Raw genomic sequence first — 24717 nt, 5'->3', positions numbered from 1 at the left:
TCATGCCTTCTCCCGATGAGTTGTGATCTGCTGTGGCGAAGGCGTTGCATCGCCATCGGCGGCGGCTGGGAACCTGACGCGGTAACCGACCGGCAGCAGGCGAAGCCCAAAACGCTCCTCGATCGTCCCCCACAGGCCGCGCGGCAGGAACAGCGAGAACAGCACGGCCGTGGCGCCTAGCCCGACCAGGTACAAGACGCCGGTGCCGCCGAACCATGTCTCGATGAGGAAGAACACCAGCGCGCCCAAAATGGCGCCCTCGAACGTGCCGATGCCGCCGACCAGCACCATGAAGATCATGTAGGCGGTCCACTGGACATTGAAGTAGGTCTTGGGCTGGAAGGTGATCGAGGTCGCCAGCCACAGCGCGCCGGCGATGCCGATGCCGAAGGCGGCAAGCACGAACAAAAGCCGCTTGGTGCCGGTGACGCGCACGCCGACCGAGGCGGCGGCATCCTCATTGTCGCGGATCGCGCGGATCGCGGCACCTGTGCTGCCGCGCAGCAGGCCAAACAGGATGGCGAGCAAGGCGGTCATCGAGGCCAGCGCCAGCCAGTAGATGGTCGCCCGCCTGGTGCTGGCGTCGTAGACATTGAGCGAGATCAGCGACGTGCCGGTTTCGCCTTGCACCAGCCGGTCGAGATTGACCAGGAGATGCGTCAGCGCCGCGATCACCCACATGCCGATGGCGAACTCGCCATTCCTCAGCCGCAGCATGAACAGCGACAGCGGCCAGGAGACGGCGCCAACGACAATTCCGGATGCGAAGAGCGCGAGGAACGGGTTGAGGCCGGCATCGGCCAGCCGGATGGCGAAATAGGCGCCGAGCCCGAAGAACACCTGCTGGCCGACCGAGACCAGGCCGCCGAAGCCGGCCAGCGCGTTCCACATCGCTGCCAGGATCACATAGACGAACAGCGCGGTCATGCGGTCGACGGCACCGGCCGACAGGAAGTGCGGTGCGATCACGAGCAGCGCAATGATGACGGCGACGGCAATCGCCGCGATCCGCGACATCGCGGTGCCGCGCTCGATGACCGGCGAGGCCGAGACAGCGCTCATGACGCGCTCCGGGATGGCAGGCGCAACAGGCCGCGCAGGCCGAGGCCGGACGTGGAAAGCCGCACGAACAGGACGATCAGGAATGCGACATGGCCGCCGATCAGAAAACCTTGCGGATGCACTTGCGCGCCGAGTGTCTGCGCAAGCGCCAGCACGATGCCGCCGATCAGCGTCCCCCACAGCGAACCGGCGCCGCCGATGACCGCGGCCTCGAAAGCGAACAGCAGTTGCGGCGCGCCGGCATAGGGATCGAAGGTGGCGCGCATGCCGAGGAACGCGCCGGCAAGGCCGACGGTGACCATGGCTATTGCCGCAGCGATGGCATTGGCGCGGCGCGCATCGACACCGACCAGGCCGGCTGTATCCGGGTCCTCCGACGTGGCGCGGATGGAGCGGCCAAGCCTGGTGTGGGTGAGGAACACTTGCAGCCCGCCGAGTAGGATCACGGCACTGGCGAACATGATCACGGCGAGTTTGCCGACATAGATGCTGCCTGGCCATTCCCAGGAATCATAGGACAGGCTGCCGATATAGGGCGCCAGCGAACGCGTATCGGCGCCGAACTGCTCGAACAGCAAGTTGTCGATGACGATGGCCAGGCCGAACGTCGTCAAGATCGGCAGCAGGGCGCCGCCGCGCGCGCTGCGTTCGAGCAGGAAGCGCTGCAGCGTCCAGCCGATCGCCGCCATCAAGGGCAGCACGATGAGCAGGCCGACAAAGGGCGAGATGTGGAACCGCGAGGCGAGCCACCACAGCGCATAGGCCGCGAACACGGCAAGGCTGCCATGGGCGAGGTTGATGATACGCATCACCGAAAACATGAACGACAGGCCGCAGGCGATCAGCGCGTAATAGCCGCCCAGCAGAATACCCTGGATGATCTGGTTGCTCATGCGGGAACGCTCCCGGGGCTCTTCCGGTGCAGGCCGAAATAGGCCTTCGTCACATCCTCGCGCGAAACCTGTTTGCTCGGCCCTTCGAGCGCGATACGCCCTTCGAGCATGCAGATGACCCTGTCGGAAACCGCGAGAGCGCGGTTGAGGTCTTGTTCGACGAGGATGATCGTCGTGCCGGAGGCGATCAGCCCTTGCAGCGCGGCATAGACACGGTCGACGATCAGCGGCGACAGGCCGAGCGAAACCTCGTCGAGCAGCAGCACGTCCGGATTGCTCATCAGCGCGCGGCCGATCGCCGTCGCCTGCTGCTCGCCACCTGATAGATGGCCGGTCTTGGCATGGCGGCGCGGCTTCAGATTGGGGAACATCTCAAGCACCCTGTCGACGCTCCAGGCGCCCGGCCGGCCGGCGGTCTTGCCGAGCAGAAGGTTCTCCTCGACCGTCATCTGCACGAACAGTTTTCGCCCCTCGGGCACCAGCGCGATGCCCATGCCGACACGCTTGTGCGACGGCACGCTGGTGAGGTCGGCGCCGCTGAGCAGCACCCGGCCGCCCGCCGGCTGGTGCGCGCCGGCGATCGCCCTGAGCAGCGTGGTCTTGCCGGCGCCGTTTGCACCGACCAGCGCCAGCGTCTCGCCGCGCTCGATCGTAAAATTCACACCGCGCACCGCCTGCAAGAGGCCGTGCCGGACAACCAGGTTCTCGACCGCAAGCAGGCTCATTTGGGGCCTCCGCCGAGATAGGCGCGCACGACCTCGGGGTCGGCCATCACCGTTTGCGGATCGCCGTCAGCGATGATTTTTCCTGCGTCCATGCAGATCAGCCGCTCGGCCACCTGCAAGAGAATATGGACGATGTGCTCGATCCAGACGATGCCGATCTTGCGCCGGCGCAATTCCTTGATCGTGTCGACAAGTTCGCCGGCTTCACCGTCGGTCAGCCCGCCACCGATCTCGTCCAGCAAAAGCAGCGTCGGTCTTGCGGCAAGCGCGCGTGCCAGTTCCAGCCGCTTGCGGTCGAGCAGGCCGAGCGTTTCGGCGCGCCGGTTGGCAACACCGAGCATGCCGCACAGTTTCAGCGAGCCCAGCGCTTCCTCATAGGCTTCGTCGCGGCCGAGGCCCGCGCCATGTGAGGCGGCGACGAAGACATTCTCGAAGGCGGTCATGCCGCTGAACGGTTTCGGCACCTGGTGCGTGCGCACCAGGCCGAGCCGGCAGCGCTGCGTTGCCGATAGCGGCGTCACATCGCCGCCCTTGAAGCTGACCGTGCCCGAGCTTGGCGGAAAGGCGCCGGCCAGCACGCTGAGCAGCGTGGTCTTGCCGGCGCCGTTCGGGCCGACGATGCCGACCGCTTCGTCGGCTTCCATGGTGAAATCGACCGCATCCAGCACCACAAGCGCGCCGAAGTGTTTGTGGATACCGGCGGCAGCAAGGATCGCCTGTTGTTGCGGATGGGTCACCAGGCGATCCTCGTCAGCGGTCCATCAGCCGTTGTAAGGCAGAAGCTTGGCTTCGACGGGCACTTTGGGGTCGGTGGCGTTCTCGGTCACGACGTAATCGAGCGGGAACTTGGATCCTTCCTTGGCGGCCACCCACTGCGTGCCGATGATCGGGCCGGGCGAGACATTGGCCACCGGGCCGCTGGTGAAGTCGACCTTGCCGACCATCGTCTCGGTTTTCAGCGTGCTCAGCGCCTTGGCCACGGCAGCCTTGTCCTTGGCGTCGGTACTTGCCTTCAGCGCCTCGAAGCCGGCGTCGAGCAGCGACATCGAGGCGCCGAGTTGCTGCGTCCACTGCTTGCCGCTCGCCGCCTCATAGCCGTCGGCCAGCTCGGTTCCCGAAACGCCGGTCAGCGGCGATTTGTAGGGGAAGGCCTTGTGCCAGTAGGCGGCGCTCGAAATCTTCACGCCGAGGTCGCCGAGCGCTTCGATATCGGACGGGAACAGTCCGGTCTTGGCGACCTGGCAAATCTTGATCTGCTTGATCAGGCCCTGCTGCGCCGCTTGGCGCCAGAAGGCGGCGAAATCCGGCGGGATCGGGAACGAGTTGAAGATCTCGACGCCTTCCTGCTTGAACAGCGCGATCTGCGAGGAATAGTCGGTGGTGCCGGTCTCATAGGCGCCGGGATCGACAATCGTAAAACCCTCCTTGGCCAGCAGCGGTGCCAGGTGGGCGCGGATGGCATTGCCGTCGGCGTCGTTCGGATACATGACGCCGACCTTCTTGTTGGTCTCGATCAGGTTCCATTGCGAGATATAGGCCTTGAAGAACTCGCCGACGCCGAAGCCGAAATGATAGGTCCATTTGAACGGCGAGGGTGCATCGGGCTTGGCGCCACGGCCGAAATACCATGCCTCCCACGGCATGACCGTCGACAGGCACGGCACGCCCGCGGCTTCGCAGGCGTCGGCCACCGGATTGATCACCTCGGGCGTCGACACGGCCAGCATCAGATCGACGGCCTGGTTGTTGATCAGGTCCTTGGCCAGCTGGCCGGCACGCGACGGATCGGATTGTGTGTCCTGATCGACGATTTCGACGCTGTATTTCTTGCCGCCGATGTCGAGGCCTCCGGCCAGCGCCTTGCGGGCCAGGTCCAGCACGTAGCCATCGGTCTGGCCGAAACCGGCGAGCGGCCCTGTGCGCGGGCTGACGAAGCCGACCTTGAGCGTGTCGCTGGCTTGGGCAAAGGCCTCGCCGCCGCCAAGCGTGAGCGCGGCGCCGCCGGCGATCGAGGTGGCGATGAACTGGCGCCGCGAAATGCCTGGAATGCTGGATTTGCTGCCTATGGCGTGGGTCATGTGTTCCTCCCTCTGTGCTCCTCGGTCGCCACAGTGCACCAGCGGTTTGGTTCGGTAAAATGATATTTTGCGGTGTTTCGTTAACCTCTGGGTTAGGTAATTGGGGATCTTCTCAGGCGTCAGTGGCCCTGCCTTGCCGCTTCGCGGATGGTCTGCAACAGGATGGAGAAGGCCGGCGAGGGCGCCGTGTCGGTCCGCATCGTCAGGCCGACCGGCCCCTTGGTTTCCTCGGTGTTGACCGGCAGGGCGACGAAGGCGCCGCTGCCGAGTTCATTGGCAACGACACCGGCCGAAATGATCCAGACCGCATCGCTCTGCCGCAGGAAAGCGCGGCCGAAGGAGTCCGAGACGGTTTCGATCTCAGTTGCCGGCGCCGTCATGCCATTGGTGATGAACAGGCGGTCGACAAAGGGGCGGATGACCGATTCCCGTGTCGGCATCAGGGCCGGGAACTCGTCGAGCCGCGCGAACACGTCCTGTCCGGGCTCAAGCAGCGGATGTCCCGCGCGCACCACGAACAGCACCTGTTCGGAATAGAGATGCTCGAAGAAAAAGCCGGTCATGTTCTCCGGCGCCGCCAACCGTCCGACGACGAGATCGAGCGCGCCGGTGCGCAACTGTTCGAGCAGCACCGCGTTCTCGCCGGTGACGATCTTGATTGCGGCACCCGTACCCTCCTTGAGGAACAGGCTCATGGCGAGCGGCATCACCCGCGCCGACACTGTCGGCAGCGCGCCGATGCGGATCGGATGCCGGTTGACCGCCCCATCCTGCCGGACGGAATCGACACCCTGCTTGAGCGCCGTGATCGCCGTGCCGGCATGGCGAAGGAAGATTTCGCCTATGCGCGTCAGTCTGATGCCGCGGCCGTCGCGTTCGACGACCGCCACCCCCAGCGCCTCTTCCAGTTCGCGCAATGTCTTGGTCACCGCCGGCGGGCTGACATGCAGCAAGTCGGCCGCCCGCGCCACGCTTCCCTGCCGCGCAACTTCCAGGAATGCCTGCAGGTGACGGAACCGGATACGGCTCTCGGACATGGATTTGATAACCCCTGAGTTAATGAAACGGCGCAAAATATCATTTTACCGAACCAAACGCCTTGTGCAATGTGGGGATGGAGGACCGAAATCGTGCCATTCGTCACCATCGGCGGCATCACGCTGCACCATCGCCACATCAAGGCGGCCGGCAATGCGCCACCGGTCATATTCATCAATTCGCTGGGCACCGACTTCCGGATCTGGGACGAAATCGTCTCGGCGCTTGATGGTGAAATGCCTCTGCTTGTCTACGACAAGCGCGGTCATGGCCTTTCGGACATTGGCGACATCAGATCGATCGATGATCATGTCGACGACCTCTCGGCGCTCATCGATTATTTCGGGTTGAGCAAGGTCGTCCTGTGTGGCCTGTCAGTCGGCGGCATGATCGCGCAGGGCATCTATCGCAGGCGTCCGGAAATGGTCGAAGGCCTTATCCTGTGCGACACGGCGCACAAGATCGGCACGGCAGACAGCTGGAATACACGCATCGCGACGGTCGAAAGCAAGGGCATCCAGGCCATCGCAGATGGCGTGCTCAAAGTATGGTTCACCCCCGCCTTCCACGCGGCGCGTCTGGCCGAGCTCGACGGCTATTGGAACATGATGACCCGGCAAGCGCTTGCCGGTTACATCGGGACGTGCGTGGCCGTTCGCGATGCGGATTTCACCGATGCTGCACGCCACATCGCGGTGCCGACGCTCTGCATCGCCGGCGACCAGGATGGCTCGACGTCTCCCGATCTCGTCCGCTCGCTGGCCGAGCTGATCCCGGGCGCGCGCTTCGAGATCATCCGCGACGCCGGACATATTCCTTGCGTCGAACAGCCTGAAGCGCTGATCGCCCTGATCCGCGGTTTTATCGCATCGCTTGCCCCTGGAGCAGAAACCCATGGATGAAGTCCCCGGCAACGCAGCCAGATATCGCACCGGCCTCGCGGTGCGGCGCTCGGTGCTCGGCGACCGCCATGTAGACCGGGCCGAAATCGCAGCCACCGATTTCGATCAGCCGTTCCAGGAGCTGATCACCGAGGCCGCCTGGGGAACGGTGTGGGCGCGGCCGGGCCTCACCAAGCGTGAGCGTTCGATCGTCACGCTGGCGCTGCTGGCCGCACTCGGCCATGATGATGAGGTCGCCATGCATGTGCGCGCCACCGCCAACACCGGTGCTTCGCGCGACGATATCTGCGAGGCGTTCCTGCATGTCGCCATCTATGCCGGCGTGCCGGCCGCCAACCGTGCCTTCAAGATCGCCAAGGACGTGTTTTCGGAAATGGACGGAGCCGAGAATGCCCGCTAAGTCCGGCTCGAACCGGAGGCCAGAAACCGGCGCTTTCTTCCAGCGCGACCGGACCTGGCATCCGCCGGCGCTGACGCCGAACTACAAGACCTCCGTGCTGCGTTCGCCGCAGAAGGCATTGCTTGCCTTCGATAACACGCTGTCGGAACTATCAGGCCCTGTTTTCGGCCATGCCATGTTGGGCGAACTCGACGCCGACCTGATCCACAATTTCGCCAGGCCCGGCGAGAGCGCCATCGGCGAACGCATCATCGTCTACGGACGGGTGCTCGACGAACGCGGCGTCGGCGTGCCCGGCGCGCTGCTCGAATTCTGGCAGGCCAATGCCGGTGGCCGCTATCGCCACAAGAAGGACGGCTATCTGGCGCCGCTCGACCCGAATTTCGGCGGCTGCGGCCGCGCCATATCAGGCGAGGATGGCGGCTATGTTTTTCGCACCGTCAAGCCCGGTCCCTATCCCTGGCCGAACGGGCCGAACGACTGGCGGCCCTCACACATCCATTTCTCGGTCTTCGGCCATGGTTTTGCGCAGCGGCTGATCACGCAGATGTATTTCGAGGGCGATCCGCTGATCTGGCACTGCCCGATCGTGCGTGGCATCCCCGACAAGGCAGCCATCGAGACGCTGATCGCCACACTCGACATGCAAGCAACGATCCCCTTCGATGCGCGCGCCTACAAGTTCGACATCGTGCTGCGCGGCCGCCGTTCCTCGCTGTTCGAAAACAGGCTGGAGGGCACTTGATGGCCCAATCGCTCGGCCGGCTCAGGGAAAGCCCCTCGCAGACCGCGGGACCCTACGTTCACATCGGGCTGACGCCCAATTTCTGCGGAATCGGTGGCGTCTATCCCAGTGACCTCGGCGCCACCATGGTCAACGACAAGACCAGGGGCGAGCGCATCGGCCTGCGCATCCGGGTGCTCGACGGCACCGGCACGCCGCTCAAGGACGCGCTGATCGAGATTTGGCAAGCGGATGCGGATGGGCTCTACAATTCACCGGCTGAACTTCGCGGCACGGCCGATCCCAATTTCTTCGGTTGGGGCCGCTGCCCGACCGACATGGACACCGGCCTTTGTACATTTGAGACGGTCAAGCCGGGCCGCGTCCCGTTCACCGATGGCCGCCTGATGGCGCCGCATATCACGCTCTGGATCGTCGCCCGTGGCATCAACCTCGGCCTGCACACGCGGCTCTATTTCTCCGATGAGGAAAAGGCCAATGCTGAAGATCCGATCCTGGCGCGCATCGAGCACCGCGTTCGCGTGCCGACGCTGATCGCCGAGCGTCAGGGCAATACTTACATCTTCGACGTCCATCTCCAAGGGGAGAAGGAAACGGTCTTTTTCGACAGCTGATGGGCAGGAGGAGCAAGATATGACGGTATCGCCCTTCGACCATCCACTGCTCTCCGCGCTTCTCGGCGACGAGGAAGCGGCGAGGCATTTTTCCGTCGAGGCGGAAATCGAGGCGGCGCTGGCATTTGAGGGCGCGCTGGCGGAAGCGGAAGCCGAAAACGGGATTATCGCCAAGGATGATGCTGAAGCGATCGTGACCGCCCTTGGCACATTCCGGCCCGACACCGCCTTGCTGCGGGCCGCCGTCGTCAAAGACGGCGTCATGGTGCCGGAACTGGTGCGCCAGATCAGGGTGGCGGTCGGTAAAACGCATGGCGACAAAGTGCATTTCGGCGCGACCAGCCAGGATATCGTCGATACGGGCCTGATGCTTCGCCTGAAGTCCATCGTCGAGCATCTCGGCTTGCTCCTGACCGAGACCATCATACGGCTCGTCTCACTCGAAGAGCGCTTCGGGGGCAGGGCGCTGACCGGGATGACGCGCATGCAGAAGGCGATTCCGATCAAGGTTGCGGATCGCTTGACAGCGTGGCGCACGCCGCTGCAACGGCACCAGGAAAGATTGTCGGAACAGTCGAGACGTCTGCTGGTGCTGCAGTTTGGCGGCGCGGCCGGCACGCTGGAAAAGCTCGGCGACAAGGGGCCGGCGGTGCGAGCGGCTCTTGCCGCAAAGCTTGGCCTTGGCGACGCGCCGCAATGGCAGAACCAGCGTGATGCGCTCGCCGATTTTGCCGGCTGGCTGTCGCTGGTTTCAGGCAGCCTTGGCAAGTTCGGCCAGGACATTGCGCTGATGGCGCAGAGCGGAACTGAGATCGAACTTTCCGGCGGCGGCGGCTCGTCGGCCATGCCGCACAAGCAGAACCCGGTGAAGGCCGAGGCACTGGTGGCGCTTGCCCGCTTCAACGCCACGCAGCTTTCCGGCATGCATCAGGCGCTCGTGCATGAGCAGGAGCGCTCGGGTGCGGCCTGGACGCTGGAGTGGCTGCTGCTGCCGCAGATGGTCGTGGCGACCGCCGCGTCGCTGCGCCTCGCCGCCGAACTGGCCGTACAGGTCGAAAGTCTCGGCCACTGATGCGCACGCAAATCGTCATCGTTGGCTCCGGACCGTCCGGCCTGCTGCTGGGGCAACTGCTGGCCGGCATCGGCGTCGAGACGGTCATTCTGGAGCGCGCCAGCCGCGAGCACGTGCTTGGCCGTGTGCGCGCCGGCGTGCTCGAACAAGGCACTGTCGAATTGCTGGAGGAAGCCGGTGCCGCGGCACGGCTGCATGCCGAAGGGTTGCCGCATTCCGGCATCTCGCTCGCCTTCGACGGACGCCTGCATCGCATCGACCTTGCCGAACTCACCGGCGGCAAGCATGTCACCGTTTACGGGCAGACCGAAGTAACGCACGATTTGATGGACAAGCGCGACGCGGCTGGGCTGACCACGATCTACGAGGCGGCAAACGTCACGCTGCACGATTTCGACAACGCCGCGCCTTTCGTCACCTATGACAGGGACGGTGTCACGCATCGCATAGACTGCGACTTCATTGCCGGCTGCGACGGCTATCATGGCGTCAGCCGCAAATCGGTTCCGCGGCAGGCGCTGAAAACCTTCGAGCGGCAGTATCCGTTCGGCTGGCTCGGCGTGCTGGCCGAGGTGCCGCCGGCCGATCACGAACTGGTCTACGCCAATCACGAGCGGGGTTTTGCGCTGTGCTCGATGCGCTCGACGCATCGCAGCCGCTACTATGTGCAGTGTCCGCAGGACGACCGCGTCGAGGCCTGGCCGGACGATCGCTTCTGGGACGAGTTGCGCCGCCGCTTGCCCGAGCAGACGGCGGCAAGCGTCGTCACCGGCCCATCCTTCGAGAAATCGATCGCGCCGCTGCGCTCCTTCGTTGCCGAGCCGCTGCGTTTCGGCCGGCTTTTCCTTGTCGGCGACGCCGCCCACATCGTGCCGCCGACCGGCGCCAAGGGCCTCAACCTCGCCGCCAGCGACGTGCGCTATCTGTTCACCGGTTTTCGCGACTTCTATGTCGAAAAATCACACGCCGGCATCGACGCCTATTCCGGCAAGGCGCTGGCACGGGTTTGGAAGGCGGTGCGTTTTTCCTGGTGGATGACGACCATGCTGCACCGTTTTCCCGACACCGGCGAGTTCGGCCAGCGCATCCAGGAAGCCGAACTCGACTACCTCGTGCAGTCGCGTGCCGCTTCGACCGCGCTCGCCGAGAACTATGTCGGCCTGCCTTACTGAGGAATCATCCGGTGCCTTGCTGCCTGGCAAAGTCCGATAGCATCGGGCGCTGCCCCTTCAGGATCTTCACCTCGGTCTCGGCCAAAGTGAACCAGCCAGCTCTGTCCACCTCCGGAAACTCTTTTAGGGACCCTGACTTTGGCGGCCATTCCATGGTGAACATGTTGCTTTTGATGGCAGCCACATCGATGTCGATACGCGCCTCGACGGACCAGGCCGTGACAACCTTGCCGCCGGGTTGTTTATAGTCGCCGAGCCGCGCGAAGGTGCCATCGACCTTGATGCCGAGCTCTTCCTCGGTCTCGCGTTGCGCTGCCGCCAACTCGTCCTCGTCCACGCCGACGAGGCCCTTCGGTATCGACCATGCGCCCTCGTCCTTCTTCGCCCAGAACGGTCCGCCCGGATGAACCAGCAACACCTTGAGAACGCCGTCGCTGCGGCGGTAGATCAGCAATCCCGCACTGCGTTTTGCCATTTTACACGTCCGTTTGCGAAGCCGGCAGCTTTGCCGACAGTCCTTGAAATGCTGACGCTAACCTTGCGCCAGGGGATTGCGACGCTATGTCAGGCGGGTCTGCATTGCACCTCATCCGCGAGTCCGGCAATCTGATACCATCGCTTATTTGGCGGCTCGAAGGCTAGGTGACGATGCAACTCGGTCTTATTGGCTACTATAGCGACTTCGTGGTGTATCCGCTGGTGATCGCAGTGCTGGCAGTGGCCGGGCTGCTCGAGGCCGGCGAAGAGAGTGCGCCAGGCTGGGTCGGCACGGTCCTCGCCTGTCTCGGCCTCTGGACGCTGATCGAGTATGTGCTGCACAGGTTCGTTCTTCACCACATTCCCTACATCAGGGACCTGCATGATCGTCACCATGTCGAGGAGCGCAGTTCGGTGGGCACGCCGACCTGGCTCAGCCTCGGGGTGCATGCGCTGGTCGCGTTTTTGCCTGTCTGGGTGGTCTCGGATTTCGCCACCGCGAGCGCGGTGAGCTGCGGGCTGATGCTGGGGTACCTCTGGTACATCAGCATCCACCACATGATCCATCACTGGCATCCGAGCCATCCGAGTTATCTCTACACCCTCAAGCGCCGCCATGCGGTGCATCATCACATCGACGAAGCGGCCAATTTCGGCGTGACGTCGGCATTCTGGGATCGGGTCTTCGGTACGGCGCGGCTCTGAGAGCCCGTTTGGAAATTGAGATGGCGGTTGGCGGTCGTGTTCATGTCGATGGCTGGTCGCATTGAATGGTCGAATTGGTAACGCTGGAGGGATAGATGGAGGGTGGATGCCTTTGCGGCGCGGTGCGCTATGTCGTTGAGGGCGAACCGATCAGCAGCGGCATCTGCCATTGCGAGACCTGTCGGCGCGCTGCATCGGCGCCCCATCTCCCCTTCATTGGCGTGTTGTCCTCAGGTTTTCGCTACACCCGCGGTGCGCCGGTCGACTACACCTCTTCGCCCGGCGTCACCCGCAGCTTCTGCGGCCTATGCGGGTCTCCTCTGACCTATCGCCAGGACGACGCACCCGACGAACTCGACGTAATGACAGTGAGTTTGGACAACCCGAGCGCGATCCCTCCAACCTTCCATGTCTGGACGAGCGAGGCTCTCGACTGGGACCGGCTGCCGGGGGATCTCACGAGCTACTTGCGATCGCGCAGCGGTTAAGGCCGGGGTGGCGTGCCCCGACCGTTCAGCGCCTCTTACCGCGACCGCCGGAAGTCTTGGCTCCGCGAGGTCCGCTCTGGACCGGCGTGTTGTTTTGGTTTTCGTCTGACAGTTTTCGCCAGCGGGCAAGGCGCTCCGGATCGAGCGTGCCAGCCTTCAAGGCGGCCTGTACCGCGCAACCCGGCTCGTGCACATGCGTGCAGTCGCGGAACTTGCAGAGCGGGGCAAGCTCGGTGATTTCGGCGAACAGCGTGTCGATGCCATAGCCGACATCGCTGACCTGCAGCGTCCGCATGCCCGGCGTATCGATCACCCAGCCGCCACCGGCAGTAGAATGCAGCGATCGCGACGTGGTGGTGTGGCGTCCCTTGGCATCGTGTTCGCGAATGCTTCCGGTCTGTTGCGGCGATTGCTGCGCCGATCCGGCCAGCGTGTTGACCAGTGTCGACTTGCCGACGCCGGAGGAGCCGATCAGCGCCACCGTCTGGCCGACACCGCACCAGGCTGCCAAAACGGCTGCCGCATCCGATGTGCGGGGGTTCAGCATCACGACCGGCAACCCACGCTGCAACACGGCAGCCTGCCTTGCATACGCCTCGGCGTCCTCAGCGGTATCGGCCTTGGTCAGCAGGATCACCGGTGTCGTCCCTGCCTCGTTGGCCAGCGCCAGATAGCGCTCGAGCCGGGCGGGATTGAAGTCGGCATTGCAGGAGGTGACGATGAACAGCGTGTCGACATTGGCCGCGGCAAGCTGCGGCACCCTGCCGCCCTGGGTGCGGCGTTCCAGCACCGTCTTGCGAGAAAGGCGCCGCTGCACAAGCTGGTCATGCGCATCTACCAGCACCCAGTCGCCGACGGCATAGTCGCCGGTGTTGGCCTGCGCCGGCAGCGTCAGATCGACCGGTCCCGCCTGGGACAGGCCGGTCAAGCGGTCGCGATGGACCGTGGCGACACGCGCCGGGACGAGATCGGCGTCGCCCGGATCGAGCTGGTCGGCGAAAAAATCCGTCCAGCCCAGGCTGGCGAGCGATGGCGTGGAAGGATCCGTCACGGCTTTGACCACGGCGTCGCGGACATTGGACAGTATCCCTGGCAGGTGAGGCGCGAACGGAGTGGGCGATTGCCCAGCTGTATGGGCGGCACGGCGGCATTTGGCAAGCGGAGCTGCGGCTGAGGCAGGGCCACGAACTCGGGTTAACGGGTTCCTTCGGAGCCTTTCGCCGGCGCGTTGGCTGACAGAGCACTAAACGAAAAACCCGCCTGTGCGGCGGGTCACTGGCGCAAATCAGCACCATAGGCAAATATGTACCTTAGCTGACGGCACCGAGTCAAGAAAAAATTCCTATCGTGAAAAGCTACCGGCACAAAAAGCTGCCAAAACCGCCGAACTGGCTGCCGCCAGGCCTTTTGTAACCTGAGTTCGGAGCCCCGGCGGCTGAGGGGCAAGCCCTAGCCTCGACACGCCCGATACGAATCGGAAGCTGCCGAGGACGTTGGCGAGAAAACGGGCGGGCGGATCGGCCGGCGGTGTCGGTTTCTTCATCCGATGCTGCCGGCGCTAGGTGTCAACAAATAATTTGACGTACGTAATGTTTTTGCGTTGTATTGAGAACTGTGAAAATTTGACTGAATAAGTTCCGTCAAGCATTGCCGCTGCCGGTCAACGGTCGCATGACTGGGTGACCGGCCGGCCGTTGCGGTCGGCAAAGGGATCAGGAATATATCGATGGCGGAGAAGACGCACCGCACGATGGACGACTTCGCCCAGGCATGTGGCGTGTCTCGCCCGACGCTGTCGAAATATTTCGATGATCCGGCGAGCGTGAAGCCGGCGACGCGGGCGCGCATCGAAGCGGCGCTGCGATCTTCGGACTATGAGCCGAACCTTTTCGCGCGCAACCTCAACCGCAAGCGCACCCGCAATGTCGGCATCGTCGTGCCGACGGTCACCGATCCGTTCTACGCCGAGATGGTCAGCCGCATCGAATTGCGCTGCCGCGACGAGGGCTTTTGGCCGATTGTCATATCCTCGCACGGTTCGCCGAAGCTGGAGGCGGAATCGGTCAGGACGCTCATGTCGCTGAAGGTCGCGGGCGCCATCGTCGCTCCTCTGGGTTCGGTCTCGGAACCGGGCGTCTTCGAGCGGATGGGTGAAAACATTCCGATTGTCTATTTCGACACCTACATCGAAGGGAATACGCCTTTCGTTGGCAACGACAACCACCAGAGCACGTCGACCATAGTGGATTATCTGTGCCGGTCCGGCGAACCGCCGGTCTATGTCGACATTCCGCACGTCAACCACAATTCCGGCGAACGCCTGCAGAGCTACATAGAGACGATGCAGGTTGCCGGCTTGGAACCCGTCTTCATCAATGCGGCGCGCGACTATAGCTGGGACTTCGAGCGCATCGGCCATGAATGGATGGACAGGACACTCGAAAAAGGCACCCTGCCTGGCCGCACCATCCTGTGCGCCAATGATCGTCTCGCCTTTGGTGTGATGGCGGCTGCGTTCTCGCGCGGCCTGAAGGTCGGCCGCAAGCCCGATTGCGATCTGCGCGTTGCGGCGCATGACGATCATCCGCTGAGCCGCTACACTTGTCCGGCGCTGACCACCATGGCACAGGATTTCGCCGCCATGGCCGGTCGCAGCGTCGAGATCCTGCTGGCCCTGCTGAACGAGGCCGACCCGCCGAAGCAGGACATCGCACGCACGGTCAAGCTCGGCGCGACGCTGATGATGCGTCAGTCGGCCTGACCGTCCGGCGGCAGCGAACCCTTCTCGAATTGGCGCCAGGCAGCCACGGCCTCGGCCACCGCTTGCCGGGCAGCGGGGATATGGCGCCCCATCGAGACGAAGCCGTGGATCTGGCCCGGCCATTGCCGCAGGGTCACAGGCACGCCTGCGGCTTGCAGGCGCGCGGCATACGCTGCCCCTTCGTCGGCGAGGATGTCGCATCCGGCTAGCGCGACGAATGCCGGCGCGACACCGGCGAGATCAGGTGCCAGCAAGGGCGATACGCGCCAATCCAAACTGTCGTCAGGCGTTCGCACATAATGGTCGCGAAACCAGGCCATGGTGGTAGCGGTGAGCCCGAAGCCGTCGCCGAAACGCCGGTAGCTATCCGATGTCTGCCGCGCATCGGTATTGGGATAGATCAGGATCTGCGCCGCAAGCGGTGGAGCCAGCCCATCGCGGGCGAGCAGCGCCAGCACGGCGGCGAGATTGCCGCCGGCACTGTCGCCGGCAACGCCGATGCGCGCCTTGTCGATGCCGAGATCGGCGGCGTTCTCGGCCATGAAACGGAGCGTCGACAGACAATCCTCGAGTCCGGCGGGAAATTTGTGCTCCGGCGCCAGGCGATAATCGGGACAGACAATGACGGCGTTGCCGAGATTGGCCAGCCACCGGCAGATCTCGTCATGCGAATCGAGATTGCCGATGACCCAACCGCCGCCATGCAGATAGAGCAACGCCGGCGCCCCGTTCGGCAGTGCGCCGATGCCGCGATGGATGCGGATCGCAATCGGGCCGTTCGGCCCGTCGATCCGCTTTTCCAAGGTCGCAGCGACCGGCTCGTGCTCGCCCTGCAGCGTTGGGAACGAAGCATTGTAGGCGGCGCGTGCCGCCGCCACGCTGCCGGTCTCGAACGGCGCGCCGCCAGCCGCACGGCCGATTTCGAGGACGCGCAGCGCATCCGGATCGAGCGTCGTCGTCATCTCCTCAGGCCAGCAGGCTGCTTGCCTCCTCCTCGGTCAGCAGGGCCGGCTGGACGACATCGCCCGCGATGGCGACTGAACCCTGTGTTTCGCCGGAATGCAGGATCGCCTCCATGATCTCAAGCACGTGCAGCGCAAGGCTGCCGGAAGCGCGCGGCGTCTTGCCGGTTTGAAGCGAGCGCACCAGGTCGGCGACGCCGAGCATGCGGTAGTTGGCGCGGTCGGGCGCCGCATAGGGCCAGTTGCGGGCGCCGTAGAGCTCGCCTTCGCTGGCGAAATCCTGCCAGTCGGCGCCGCGTTTGGACAGCGATACGGTGCCGCCGAACGTGTCGGGGTCGGGCAGGCGCAGCGAGCCCTCCGTGCCGTGAAGCTCGATCGGGTGGTTGGAGTGGCGAAAGACATCCCACGAGGCGCCGAAGGTGACGGTCGCGCCGGAGCGGAATTCAAGCAGCGACAGAACGTTGGTCGGCGTGCCGACCTTGAATGTGGTGTTCTTGAACGGCCCCTCGGCTGATATAAGCCGCTCCTCCTGGCCGCGTGTCGCCATCGCCATGATGCGCTCGACAGGGCCGAGCAGGTTGACCAGCATGGTCAGATAATAAGGCCCCATGTCGAACACCGGGCCACCACCGGGCTGATAGTAGAATTGCGGGTTGGGGTGCCAATGCTCCATGCCGCGGCCCATCATGAAGGCCGTGCCGGTGACCGGGCGGCCGATGGCGCCGTCATCCATCAGCCGGCGTGCGCGGCGTCCGGCGGCACCGAGAAAAGTGTCGGGCGCCGAGCCGAGCAGCAGGCCGCGCGACCGCGCCTCATCGACCAGGCGCCGTCCATCGGCGGCCGAGGTGGCGAGCGGCTTTTCGGTGAAGACGTGCTTGCCGGCCGAAAGTGCTGAAAACGAAATGTCGAAATGCGCCGCCGGAATGGTCAGGTTGAGGACAAGATCGATCTCGGGGTCGGCCAGCAGCGCATCGACGCCGAGCGCCCGTATGCCATATTCCTTCGCCCGCAGCGCCGCCATATCGGCCGAGATATCGGCGCAGGCGCGCAATTCGATGCCGCCGAAGAGGGCGGCGTTGCGCAGATATGTCATCGAGATATTGCCGCATCCGATGACGCCGATCCCGAGCTTCGTCTTTGATTTTCCGTGCATCTTCGATCGTACCTTCCAACGCGGTCATGGGCTGCCGAATCCGCCGGCCGGTAGCCCAACGAGGTATACAACATTTTAAATATTGACGCGCGTAAAATTTTTAGACAACATGCGAAAATGCTGGCGTGATCTCGGGAGGCTGCCAGTTCTAGGAGGAGAAAATGACGGACATGAAAAAACGGCCGACCGCCGATGCGAATCCCGTGGGTTATGAGCGCATGGGATATTTCCGTCGCGGCCAGGGACCGCGACGGAGTCAGGCATAGATCACCTTGGCCCCGGTCCTATCAAGCTGGCTGCGTATCGCGCCAGACAGGCCATCGTCGGTGATCACAACATCGACGCTCGACAGCGAAAAGGCCTTGGAGGTCCCGCTGACGCCCCATTTGCTCGAATCCGCAAGGAGGACAACGCGCCGGGCCATGCGCACGAGGTTTCGCTTCGTTCGCGCCATGTCTTCGTTCACGTCGACCACATCCAGTGACGAGTCAATCGCATGCGCTCCAACAAAGACCTGATGCGCTACCAAGCCGCCGAGAGCCGTGTCGGCATCGGTGATCAGCGTGCTCACCGTGTCCGGATAGACCCGGCCACCGATCATGTGAACGTCGAGCCCGGGCCGATGCATCAGATGCTGCACGATATTCATCGCCGTGGCCGCGACCACGACATTGCTGAGCGGCGGTAACAGCATGGCAACCTGCATCAATGTCGAGCCGCCGTCGAAGATGACCGATTGGTTGTCCTCGAACAGTTCTACCGCTGCCCGGGCAATGCGTTTCTTTGCATCGAGGTTCGTTTGCATCCGCCGGGCGAACGCGGCCGTGGTCGAATCCGTGGTCCGGGTCACCGCGCCTCCACGGGTCTTGGTCAGCAGTCCCTTGCGGTCCAGTATCTCGAGGTCGGAGCGCACCGTGACTTCCGACACGCCAAAATCGTCTGACAGGTCCTTGATGCGAACCTGTCCGCTGCGTTGCACTTCACCCAGGATCGATTGGCGTCTCTGCTCTGACAACATTGCCCTGTCCTTGCCTCCATGCGCCAAGCGATCGCCCTGGCCTCGGTTCACTCTACCAAAAATACGCGAATTCGAAAGATTTCGAAAGATTGCATTTATCCTTTCTTTCGCAAACACTAGGTCCAGGATTTTGAAATCAATCGATTGGAGAGTTTTGGACTCATGAGCCTCGGAACCAAGGTGCGCCTGGCGCGCCTCTTCTCACACCCATCGGGGAATCTTTTTGGCGGCGCGGTCGACCACTTTGTCGGCTATGGCGACGTGCGCAAAGGAGGTCTTGCCGACCTGCCGGGCGCGCTTGCACGCGTCATGGTGGGCAAACCCGACTACGTCAGCATTCAGCCTGGCACCGCGCGCCATCTGTGGCCGCAATACGCGGGCAAGGCTTCCCTGGTGATCCAGGCCGGCTGCTTCACCCCAGACGATCGCATCAGTGAACTGATTGCAACGCCCGAGGACGCGGTGCGCGCTGGCGCCGATGCGTTGGCCGTGGCCATTCCGGTGCGCGGCGCGACCGAGGGCAAATACATACGCTGGCTGACCGATTCGGTGAATGCGGCGGCCCGTTACGGCATGCCGGTGGTGGCGCATATCTACCCTCGCGATTTCACCGACGGGGCAAAAATCGTCTTCACCCCCGACGAGATCGCCTATGCGGCACGCATCGGCTACGAGTCCGGCGTCGACGTGATCAAGATCGGTTACACCGGCGATTTCGAGTCGTTTCGAGAGACCGTTCGGACCTGCCCGGTGCCGGTTGTGATCGCCGGCGGTCCGAAGACCGACACGCTGCTCGGCGCCCTTCAGCAGACTGCGGACGCCATCCGTGCCGGCGCGCGCGGTGCCGTGGTGGGCCGCAATCTCTGGGGGCATGGCGATCCGGAAAAGGCAGCGATTGCCTTTCGGGGCGTCATCCATGACGGCCTTTCGGCGCAAGACGCCTTGGCGAAGGCGGGTGCCTGAACGATGCCCACCGTCCCTTCAATCCTCGGCTTCGGAGCTATTGCGATCGACGACATCGTCTATGTCGATCAGCCGTTGTCGGCGGGCAAGGGGAAGGTTCTGCAAAGTGCCCGAGCTTTCGGGGGAAATGTCGCGACGGCGCTTGCCGCCGTCGCGCGGCTCGGCGGAACCGCCGGGTTCGTTGGATGGCTGGGCAGTGCGGCCGACGACGCCGTGTTGTGCGATCTCGTTGCGAGCGGCGTTGAAACCGCGTTCGCGCCGCGCCACCCGCACGCGCGCCCGGTGCGCTCGCGGATCACCGTCGGTTCGGATGGGGAGCGGTTCATCGCGTATGACGACGAAGCGATGCTGGGCACCGCGCCGGACTTTCCGGACGAGGTTCTCAGCCGCGCGACCGCCCTGATCGTCGATAGCTACGCGATCGGGTCGCTGGATGTCGTGGCTCGGGCTCGCGATCTCGGCCTTGCGATCCTCGGCGATGTCGAATGGAGTCACGGCCCAGCCACCGAGAGACTGATCGGGCTCTGCGACCATCTCATTCTTCCGCTCGGCTTTGCGCGGACCGCCACGGGCCACCGGTCGCCGGCCGAGATACTCGATGCATTGTGGTTGCCGTCGCGGTCCGCCGTGGTTCTGACGGATGGCGGCAGGGGCGTCTTCTATCGCGGACGCGACGAGACAGGGCTCTGGCACCTGCCTCCGCACCGGGTTGCCGTCGTCGATTCGACCGGCGCCGGTGACTGCTTTCATGGCGCCTATGCCCTTGCATTGACGCGCGGGGCCGACACCGCGGGCCGGGTCGCATTCGCGGCCGCGGCGGCCGCCCTATCGATAACGGGGCGGGGCGGGCGCGAGGCGCTTCCGACCGACGACCAGGTCACGGAACTCCTAGCATCGACGAACGTGCCGTCGGCAGTCGAACTGAAATATGCGCGGCTCGATACCGGAACGTAGCCCGAACTATCCGAGGAAATATTTCGCAGGTGAACATAAGCCGAGGACAATCATAAAAACAGTGGCTTAGACTTGTGGAGGGAGGAATATGGCAGAAGTCGTTCTTGAGAATATCTGCAAGACATACGGGAACAATTTCCACGCAATCGACCAATTGAACCTGTCGGTCGAGGACGGCGAGTTTTTGATTCTCGTCGGGCCGTCCGGCTGTGGCAAATCCACCGCGTTGCGGATGATCGCGGGATTGGAGGACGTCACCAGCGGCAGCCTTCGGATCGGCGGAGTCGACGTCGTCGACATGCCGCCCAAGGACCGCGACATCGCGATGGTCTTCCAGAGCTACGCCCTCTACCCGCACATGACGGTGTTCGAAAACATCGCCTTTTCGATGCGGCTGGCAGGCAAGCCGAAGGTGGAGCGCAAAAAGCGCGTGGACGAGATCGCCAAAACCCTTCAACTGACGTCTCTGCTGGACAGCAAACCGGCGAACCTTTCAGGCGGACAGCGTCAAAGGGTTGCCATGGGCCGCGCCATGGTGCGCGAGCCGGCAGCCTTTCTCATGGACGAACCCCTTTCCAATCTGGACGCGAAACTGCGTGTTCAAATGCGCGCCGAAATTACCAGTCTGCAAAAGCAGCTCGGCGTAACGACCATATATGTGACCCACGACCAAACCGAAGCCATGACGATGGGCGACAGGGTCGCGGTGTTGAAAGGCGGCGTGCTGCAGCAGGTCGACACACCCAAGAGGCTCTATCAATCGCCGGTGAACGCCTTCGTTGCCGGCTTCATCGGGTCTCCTTCGATGAACCTTTTCGAGGCGACTCTGACGGGCGACGAACTGATGTCCGGCGCCTTAGCCATCCGGCTGCAGGATGCAGCCTTCGAGCGCAGGCCGGGCTTGAGGTCGTATGCCGGGCGCAAGGTCGTGTTCGGGATACGACCGGAGGATCTCTATGACAGCAGCCTCGAATCCGGCCGCAAGTATCAGACGATACCGGCAAAAGTGACCTCGATCGAAGAACTCGGATCCGAACATATCGTCCATCTCGACATCGACGCGGTCCGGGTGGACTCCGGCGACCCTGACGCGGAACGGGATTTCGGCCTGGCGTCGAATGCGGTGGCGAAATTCGAACCGGTCAGCACAGTCCGCTCCGGCTCGGAAATCAAGTTGGCCCTGGATAACGCCAAGCTCCATTTCTTCGATCCCGAGACGCATCTGGCGATCTGAATATCGCGACAAGACCCGCGGGTGAGGGTGAGGCGCCTGCGTAAGAAGACTTCTGAATAAGCAGACGATCGGCCGCATTGTGCGGTCGATCCTAAAGAAGGAGGAGAAAATGACTTTTCGTATAAAACCCGCGATGCTGAAAATAGCCGCGGCCGCATGGTTGCTTGGCGCAACCGGCGCCATGGCGGATACGACGCTGGAATTCACCCAATGGTGGGAGCCCGAATTGCCGGCTGGCTCGCTCAGGGCAATCATGGATGGCTTCGAGGCCGCTAACCCCGGAATCAAGGTGACGCTGGTCAGCGGCCCCTACGCGACCACGCGAGACCAGATCTCGGTTGGTGCTGCAACCGGAACGCTCAGCGACGTCGTCGGTCTCGACGGTGCCTGGGTGAACAATCTGAATGCGCAGAACGCACTCGCCGACATGAATCCGATGATGGATGCAAGCGGTTTCGACAAGAGCCAGGTGGCGGACATCATCAAGGTGGACGGCAAGGCGGTGATGTTTCCCGTGGCTTCCTTCGTCTATCCCGTCTTCGTGAATTTGGATCTCGCCGCCCAGGCAGGCGTGACCAAGCTGCCGTCGACCCGTGCGGAGTTTCTCGAAGCCGCCAAGAAGATGACGAAAGCCGACAAGAACCAGTATGGCTGGGTGCTGCCCCTGTCGCTGCAAACGCCATCCGGCGTCCAGAACGACATGATGTCGTGGGTTTGGGCTTCGGGTCAGTCGATGATGGCGAACGGCAAGCCAGACCTTGGGGGCAAACCGGTGGTGGATATGCTCACCTTCGTCAAATCACTCAACGACGCCGGCACCATCTCGCCCGGCATCGCCACCAAGACCGAGCAGGAAAAGGTCGAGGAGTTCGTCAACGACCGCGTCGGCATGATGATCGACTCGCTCGCGCATGTGAACCTCATCCGCAAGCGCAATCCCAAGCTGAACTTCGACCTCATCCCGGTCCCGGTCGTGGAAAACTATACCGGCAAGCGCGGCCTTCCCTATGCCTCCTGGGGCATCGGCATCTCTGCTGCCTCGAAACATCAGGAAGAGGCCTGGAAACTCGTCCAATATCTGATGAGCGAACAGGTGAACGCCAAGCTCGTGTCGCTTGCGAACGCCTTCCCGGGCAACGTCAACGCCAAGCCCGATTTCGTGACCTCGGACAAGGCTTTCGGCAAGGCTTTTGAAATCTTCAAGACCGGTTATCTCGCCAATGAGTTCACGGGCCTGCCGGTGGCTGAAGACCTGATGACCCAGTTCGACGTGCAAGCCCAGAAGATGCTCGCCGGCGAGCAATCTCCGGAACAAGCCGCGGCCACCGCCCAGAAGGGCTGGATGGCGAAATTCTGATCGGCCTGTTCCCGTTTGCTATCTTCGACCGGGTGGCCTGACTTCGGGCAGGCCACCCGGCAACAACGGATCGGCAATTTGAGATGGACCTGTTTCCGAAGCTTACCTTCTCTTGAAGGCGTATCCCAAGGTTGGCACATGACCCGGCAAAAGCGCTCCCACCACAAGCTGAAACGAGCGGTCGCACCGTACCTCTATCTGTCGCCCTCGCTGCTCATAATCGGGCTTCTGATGCTGCTGCCGATGGTGACGGTGATTGCCTACTCGTTCCAGAACAGCGCGGTGCTGCGTCGTGACCCATCCTTTGCCGGACTGAAACACTACCAGGCGATCTTCGACGACCCCGTGTTCTGGGCTTCGCTGTGGCACACGCTCTACTTCACATGCATGAGTGTCATTTTCCACATGACCATCGGCATGGTCTTCGCGCTCATGCTGAACAGCGACCGCATCAATCCGACGCTGCGCAATATTCTGCGCGTGCTCTACATACTGCCCTGGCTGTTCACCGCGGTGATTATCGCCGTGATCTGGCGCCTCCTGCTTGAGCCGAACGGTGTCGTGAATAGCATTCTCATGCAAATCGGCATCATCGGTTCCAAGGTCGAATGGTTTTCCTCGCCTGAGACCGCGCTGCACGCCGTCACCTTTGCCAATATCTGGGCGGGCTATCCGCTCTTCATGGTCAGCCTGCTCGCGGGCTTGCAGGGCATTCCCAAGGATTTCTACGAGGCCGCCGATATCGACGGGGCGAAAGCCTACCAAAAGCTGATCTTCATCACCATCCCGCAGCTGATGCCGATCATCATCAGCATCTCGCTGCTCGACTTCATCTGGACCATGCAGGTCTTCCCGTTAATCTGGATAACGACGGGCGGTGGCCCGATCTACTCGACCGAGGTCCTTAGCACCTACACGTACAAGCTGGCGTTTTCGAGCTACAACCTGTCGCAGGCTTCGGCGAGCGCTGTGGTCATCTTGTTGATCTCTCTCGGCCTGACGCTGTTCTATATTCGCTATCAAAAGGCTCGGTAGTCACCATGAGGAAAAGGCATACGCCGAAAGACAGGCTGATCACCGTCGCGCTCCATGTAGCGCTTGCGGCGGGGCTCTTTTTCGCGGCATTCCCGATCTACTGGATGCTGAGCAGTTCGTTCAAATCGAATACCGAAATCTTTGCCCTGCCACCAACCATCCTGCCAAAGGCCTTCACGCTGGAAGCGTATGCAGCCATCCTTGGCGATCCGGTAAAGCTGCGCTTCTTCTTCAACAGCTATTTCGTGGCGGGAGCGGTGACCGTGCTAACGGTGCTGATCGCCTTGCTGGCGGCCTACGGGTTCAGCCGCTTCAACTTCCGCGGCAAGGGCAGCCTGAACACAATCATCATCAGCACGCAGACGATTCCGCCGATCACACTTTTGATCCCCTTCTTCGGGCTCGTCGTTTCATACGGCATCTTCGATACCTACGTCGCACTGATCCTGACTTACCTGGTGTTTACACTGCCGTACGCGATCCTGCTGATGACGGGATATCTGAACACCTTGCCCCGCGATCTCGATGAAGCCGTGGCTGTCGATGGCGGCACCAGTTGGACGGCGCTTTGGCGGGTGATCGTCCCGATTTCACTGCCTGGTATCGTGGCGACGTCGGTCTACACCTTCCTGTTGTGCTGGAACGAATTTCTCTTTGCGCTGACGCTGACGAAGTCAACGTCCATGCGCACCGTCCCGATCGGCATCCAGCTGTTGATGGGGCAGCACGCCTTCGAATGGAACCAGATGATGGCGATGAGCGTGCTCGGCTCGCTACCGCTCTTGCTCATCTACCTCGTTGCCCAGAGGTACTTCCTCGCCGGCATGACCGCGGGCTCGGTCAAGTAGGATGTCCATCCCAAGGAAAACCGAAGGAGCAGGCCCCCGCGTATCGCAATCCTTGATGCGC

Annotated in this window: 26 protein-coding genes; 15 read left to right on the top strand and 11 right to left on the bottom strand. The window is 62.9% G+C overall.

The window, feature by feature from the left end; translation table 11 throughout:
* From ACSQ3L_RS26395 to pcaQ, 6 genes are all read right to left on the bottom strand, one after another.
* Complete coding sequence (locus ACSQ3L_RS26395) at positions 1-1062, bottom strand: branched-chain amino acid ABC transporter permease (RefSeq protein ID WP_436162572.1); 1062 nt, start codon at positions 1060-1062, stop codon at positions 1-3.
* Positions 1059-1955, bottom strand: a complete 897-nt coding sequence (locus ACSQ3L_RS26390) for a branched-chain amino acid ABC transporter permease (RefSeq protein WP_436162571.1) — start codon at positions 1953-1955, stop codon at positions 1059-1061. Before ACSQ3L_RS26390 ends, ACSQ3L_RS26395 begins: the two co-directional genes overlap by 4 nt.
* Positions 1952-2680, bottom strand: coding sequence for an ABC transporter ATP-binding protein (locus ACSQ3L_RS26385; RefSeq protein ID WP_436162570.1), 729 nt, complete (start codon positions 2678-2680; stop codon positions 1952-1954). Before ACSQ3L_RS26385 ends, ACSQ3L_RS26390 begins: the two co-directional genes overlap by 4 nt.
* Positions 2677-3420 carry an ABC transporter ATP-binding protein gene (locus tag ACSQ3L_RS26380; RefSeq protein WP_436163529.1) on the bottom strand — a complete coding sequence of 248 codons (744 nt, stop codon included), beginning with the start codon at positions 3418-3420 and terminating at the stop codon, positions 2677-2679. Before ACSQ3L_RS26380 ends, ACSQ3L_RS26385 begins: the two co-directional genes overlap by 4 nt.
* A gap of 21 nt (positions 3421-3441) precedes the next feature.
* Positions 3442-4758 carry an ABC transporter substrate-binding protein gene (locus ACSQ3L_RS26375; protein WP_436162569.1) on the bottom strand — a complete coding sequence of 439 codons (1317 nt, stop codon included), beginning with the start codon at positions 4756-4758 and terminating at the stop codon, positions 3442-3444.
* A 119-nt stretch (positions 4759-4877) separates the two neighbouring features.
* On the bottom strand, positions 4878-5795 hold the full coding sequence (pcaQ, locus tag ACSQ3L_RS26370; RefSeq protein WP_436162568.1) for a pca operon transcription factor PcaQ: 918 nt from the start codon (positions 5793-5795) through the stop codon (positions 4878-4880).
* A 93-nt stretch (positions 5796-5888) separates the two neighbouring features.
* On the opposite strand from pcaQ, the gene pcaD reads away from it, so the two are divergent.
* From pcaD to pobA, 6 genes are read left to right on the top strand one after another with little or no spacing between them, the layout of a single operon-like run.
* Positions 5889-6698 carry a 3-oxoadipate enol-lactonase gene (pcaD, locus tag ACSQ3L_RS26365; RefSeq protein WP_436162567.1) on the top strand — a complete coding sequence of 270 codons (810 nt, stop codon included), beginning with the start codon at positions 5889-5891 and terminating at the stop codon, positions 6696-6698.
* Positions 6691-7098: a 4-carboxymuconolactone decarboxylase gene (pcaC, locus tag ACSQ3L_RS26360; protein ID WP_436162566.1), complete on the top strand. Its 408-nt coding sequence runs from the start codon at positions 6691-6693 to the stop codon at positions 7096-7098. Before pcaD ends, pcaC begins: the two co-directional genes overlap by 8 nt.
* Positions 7088-7843, top strand: a complete 756-nt coding sequence (pcaH, locus tag ACSQ3L_RS26355; protein ID WP_436162565.1) for a protocatechuate 3,4-dioxygenase subunit beta — start codon at positions 7088-7090, stop codon at positions 7841-7843. The genes pcaC and pcaH overlap by 11 nt, the downstream gene beginning before the upstream one ends.
* Complete coding sequence (gene pcaG / locus ACSQ3L_RS26350; protein WP_436162564.1) at positions 7843-8457, top strand: protocatechuate 3,4-dioxygenase subunit alpha; 615 nt, start codon at positions 7843-7845, stop codon at positions 8455-8457. The genes pcaH and pcaG overlap by 1 nt, the downstream gene beginning before the upstream one ends.
* A gap of 19 nt (positions 8458-8476) precedes the next feature.
* Positions 8477-9529, top strand: coding sequence for a 3-carboxy-cis,cis-muconate cycloisomerase (locus tag ACSQ3L_RS26345; protein ID WP_436162563.1), 1053 nt, complete (start codon positions 8477-8479; stop codon positions 9527-9529).
* Positions 9529-10701 (top strand): 4-hydroxybenzoate 3-monooxygenase, encoded by a 1173-nt coding sequence (gene pobA / locus ACSQ3L_RS26340; RefSeq protein ID WP_436162562.1) that lies wholly within the window; start codon positions 9529-9531, stop codon positions 10699-10701. The genes ACSQ3L_RS26345 and pobA overlap by 1 nt, the downstream gene beginning before the upstream one ends.
* 4 nt (positions 10702-10705) lie before the next feature.
* Here pobA and ACSQ3L_RS26335 read toward each other — a convergent pair whose 3' ends face one another.
* The gene (locus ACSQ3L_RS26335; protein ID WP_436162561.1) at positions 10706-11176 is read right to left on the bottom strand and encodes an NUDIX domain-containing protein; all 471 of its coding nucleotides are present in this window, start codon (positions 11174-11176) and stop codon (positions 10706-10708) included.
* A gap of 173 nt (positions 11177-11349) precedes the next feature.
* Here ACSQ3L_RS26335 and ACSQ3L_RS26330 point away from each other — a divergent pair, with 173 nt between their 5' ends.
* Complete coding sequence (locus ACSQ3L_RS26330; RefSeq protein ID WP_436162560.1) at positions 11350-11883, top strand: sterol desaturase family protein; 534 nt, start codon at positions 11350-11352, stop codon at positions 11881-11883.
* A 95-nt stretch (positions 11884-11978) separates the two neighbouring features.
* The gene (locus ACSQ3L_RS26325) at positions 11979-12371 is read left to right on the top strand and encodes a GFA family protein (RefSeq protein WP_436162559.1); all 393 of its coding nucleotides are present in this window, start codon (positions 11979-11981) and stop codon (positions 12369-12371) included.
* A gap of 25 nt (positions 12372-12396) precedes the next feature.
* Here ACSQ3L_RS26325 and rsgA read toward each other — a convergent pair whose 3' ends face one another.
* Positions 12397-13434 carry a ribosome small subunit-dependent GTPase A gene (gene rsgA, locus ACSQ3L_RS26320; RefSeq protein WP_436162558.1) on the bottom strand — a complete coding sequence of 346 codons (1038 nt, stop codon included), beginning with the start codon at positions 13432-13434 and terminating at the stop codon, positions 12397-12399.
* Positions 13435-14097: 663 nt separating this feature from the next.
* Here rsgA and ACSQ3L_RS26315 point away from each other — a divergent pair.
* On the top strand, positions 14098-15132 hold the full coding sequence (locus ACSQ3L_RS26315) for a LacI family DNA-binding transcriptional regulator (RefSeq protein ID WP_436162557.1): 1035 nt from the start codon (positions 14098-14100) through the stop codon (positions 15130-15132).
* Here ACSQ3L_RS26315 and ACSQ3L_RS26310 read toward each other — a convergent pair.
* The 3 genes from ACSQ3L_RS26310 to ACSQ3L_RS26300 all read right to left on the bottom strand — a co-directional run bounded on the left by ACSQ3L_RS26310 (position 15120) and on the right by ACSQ3L_RS26300 (position 18265).
* Positions 15120-16094 carry an alpha/beta hydrolase gene (locus ACSQ3L_RS26310; RefSeq protein WP_436162556.1) on the bottom strand — a complete coding sequence of 325 codons (975 nt, stop codon included), beginning with the start codon at positions 16092-16094 and terminating at the stop codon, positions 15120-15122. The two genes, ACSQ3L_RS26315 and ACSQ3L_RS26310, sit on opposite strands and share 13 nt — an antisense overlap.
* A 4-nt stretch (positions 16095-16098) precedes the next feature.
* The gene (locus tag ACSQ3L_RS26305; RefSeq protein ID WP_436162555.1) at positions 16099-17247 is read right to left on the bottom strand and encodes a Gfo/Idh/MocA family protein; all 1149 of its coding nucleotides are present in this window, start codon (positions 17245-17247) and stop codon (positions 16099-16101) included.
* Positions 17248-17503: 256 nt separating this feature from the next.
* Positions 17504-18265: a DeoR/GlpR family DNA-binding transcription regulator gene (locus tag ACSQ3L_RS26300; protein ID WP_023808795.1), complete on the bottom strand. Its 762-nt coding sequence runs from the start codon at positions 18263-18265 to the stop codon at positions 17504-17506.
* 162 nt (positions 18266-18427) lie between these two features.
* Here ACSQ3L_RS26300 and ACSQ3L_RS26295 point away from each other — a divergent pair, with 162 nt between their 5' ends.
* From ACSQ3L_RS26295 to ACSQ3L_RS26270, 6 genes are all read left to right on the top strand, one after another.
* Positions 18428-19228 carry a class I fructose-bisphosphate aldolase gene (locus ACSQ3L_RS26295; protein WP_023756676.1) on the top strand — a complete coding sequence of 267 codons (801 nt, stop codon included), beginning with the start codon at positions 18428-18430 and terminating at the stop codon, positions 19226-19228.
* A gap of 3 nt (positions 19229-19231) precedes the next feature.
* Positions 19232-20182 carry a PfkB family carbohydrate kinase gene (locus ACSQ3L_RS26290; RefSeq protein ID WP_436162554.1) on the top strand — a complete coding sequence of 317 codons (951 nt, stop codon included), beginning with the start codon at positions 19232-19234 and terminating at the stop codon, positions 20180-20182.
* Between the two features lie 88 nt (positions 20183-20270).
* The gene (locus tag ACSQ3L_RS26285; RefSeq protein WP_436162553.1) at positions 20271-21416 is read left to right on the top strand and encodes an ABC transporter ATP-binding protein; all 1146 of its coding nucleotides are present in this window, start codon (positions 20271-20273) and stop codon (positions 21414-21416) included.
* 109 nt (positions 21417-21525) lie between these two features.
* Complete coding sequence (locus ACSQ3L_RS26280; RefSeq protein WP_436162552.1) at positions 21526-22773, top strand: ABC transporter substrate-binding protein; 1248 nt, start codon at positions 21526-21528, stop codon at positions 22771-22773.
* A gap of 138 nt (positions 22774-22911) precedes the next feature.
* Positions 22912-23808 (top strand): carbohydrate ABC transporter permease, encoded by an 897-nt coding sequence (locus ACSQ3L_RS26275; RefSeq protein ID WP_023764771.1) that lies wholly within the window; start codon positions 22912-22914, stop codon positions 23806-23808.
* A gap of 5 nt (positions 23809-23813) precedes the next feature.
* Positions 23814-24656: a carbohydrate ABC transporter permease gene (locus tag ACSQ3L_RS26270; protein WP_023808790.1), complete on the top strand. Its 843-nt coding sequence runs from the start codon at positions 23814-23816 to the stop codon at positions 24654-24656.
* The last annotated feature ends 61 nt before the right edge of the window (positions 24657-24717 follow it).

Source organism: Mesorhizobium sp. LjRoot246, from assembly GCF_964254115.1.
Classification (GTDB): Bacteria; Pseudomonadota; Alphaproteobacteria; order Rhizobiales; family Rhizobiaceae; genus Mesorhizobium.
This window is presented reverse-complemented; position numbering and strand designations above follow the sequence as displayed.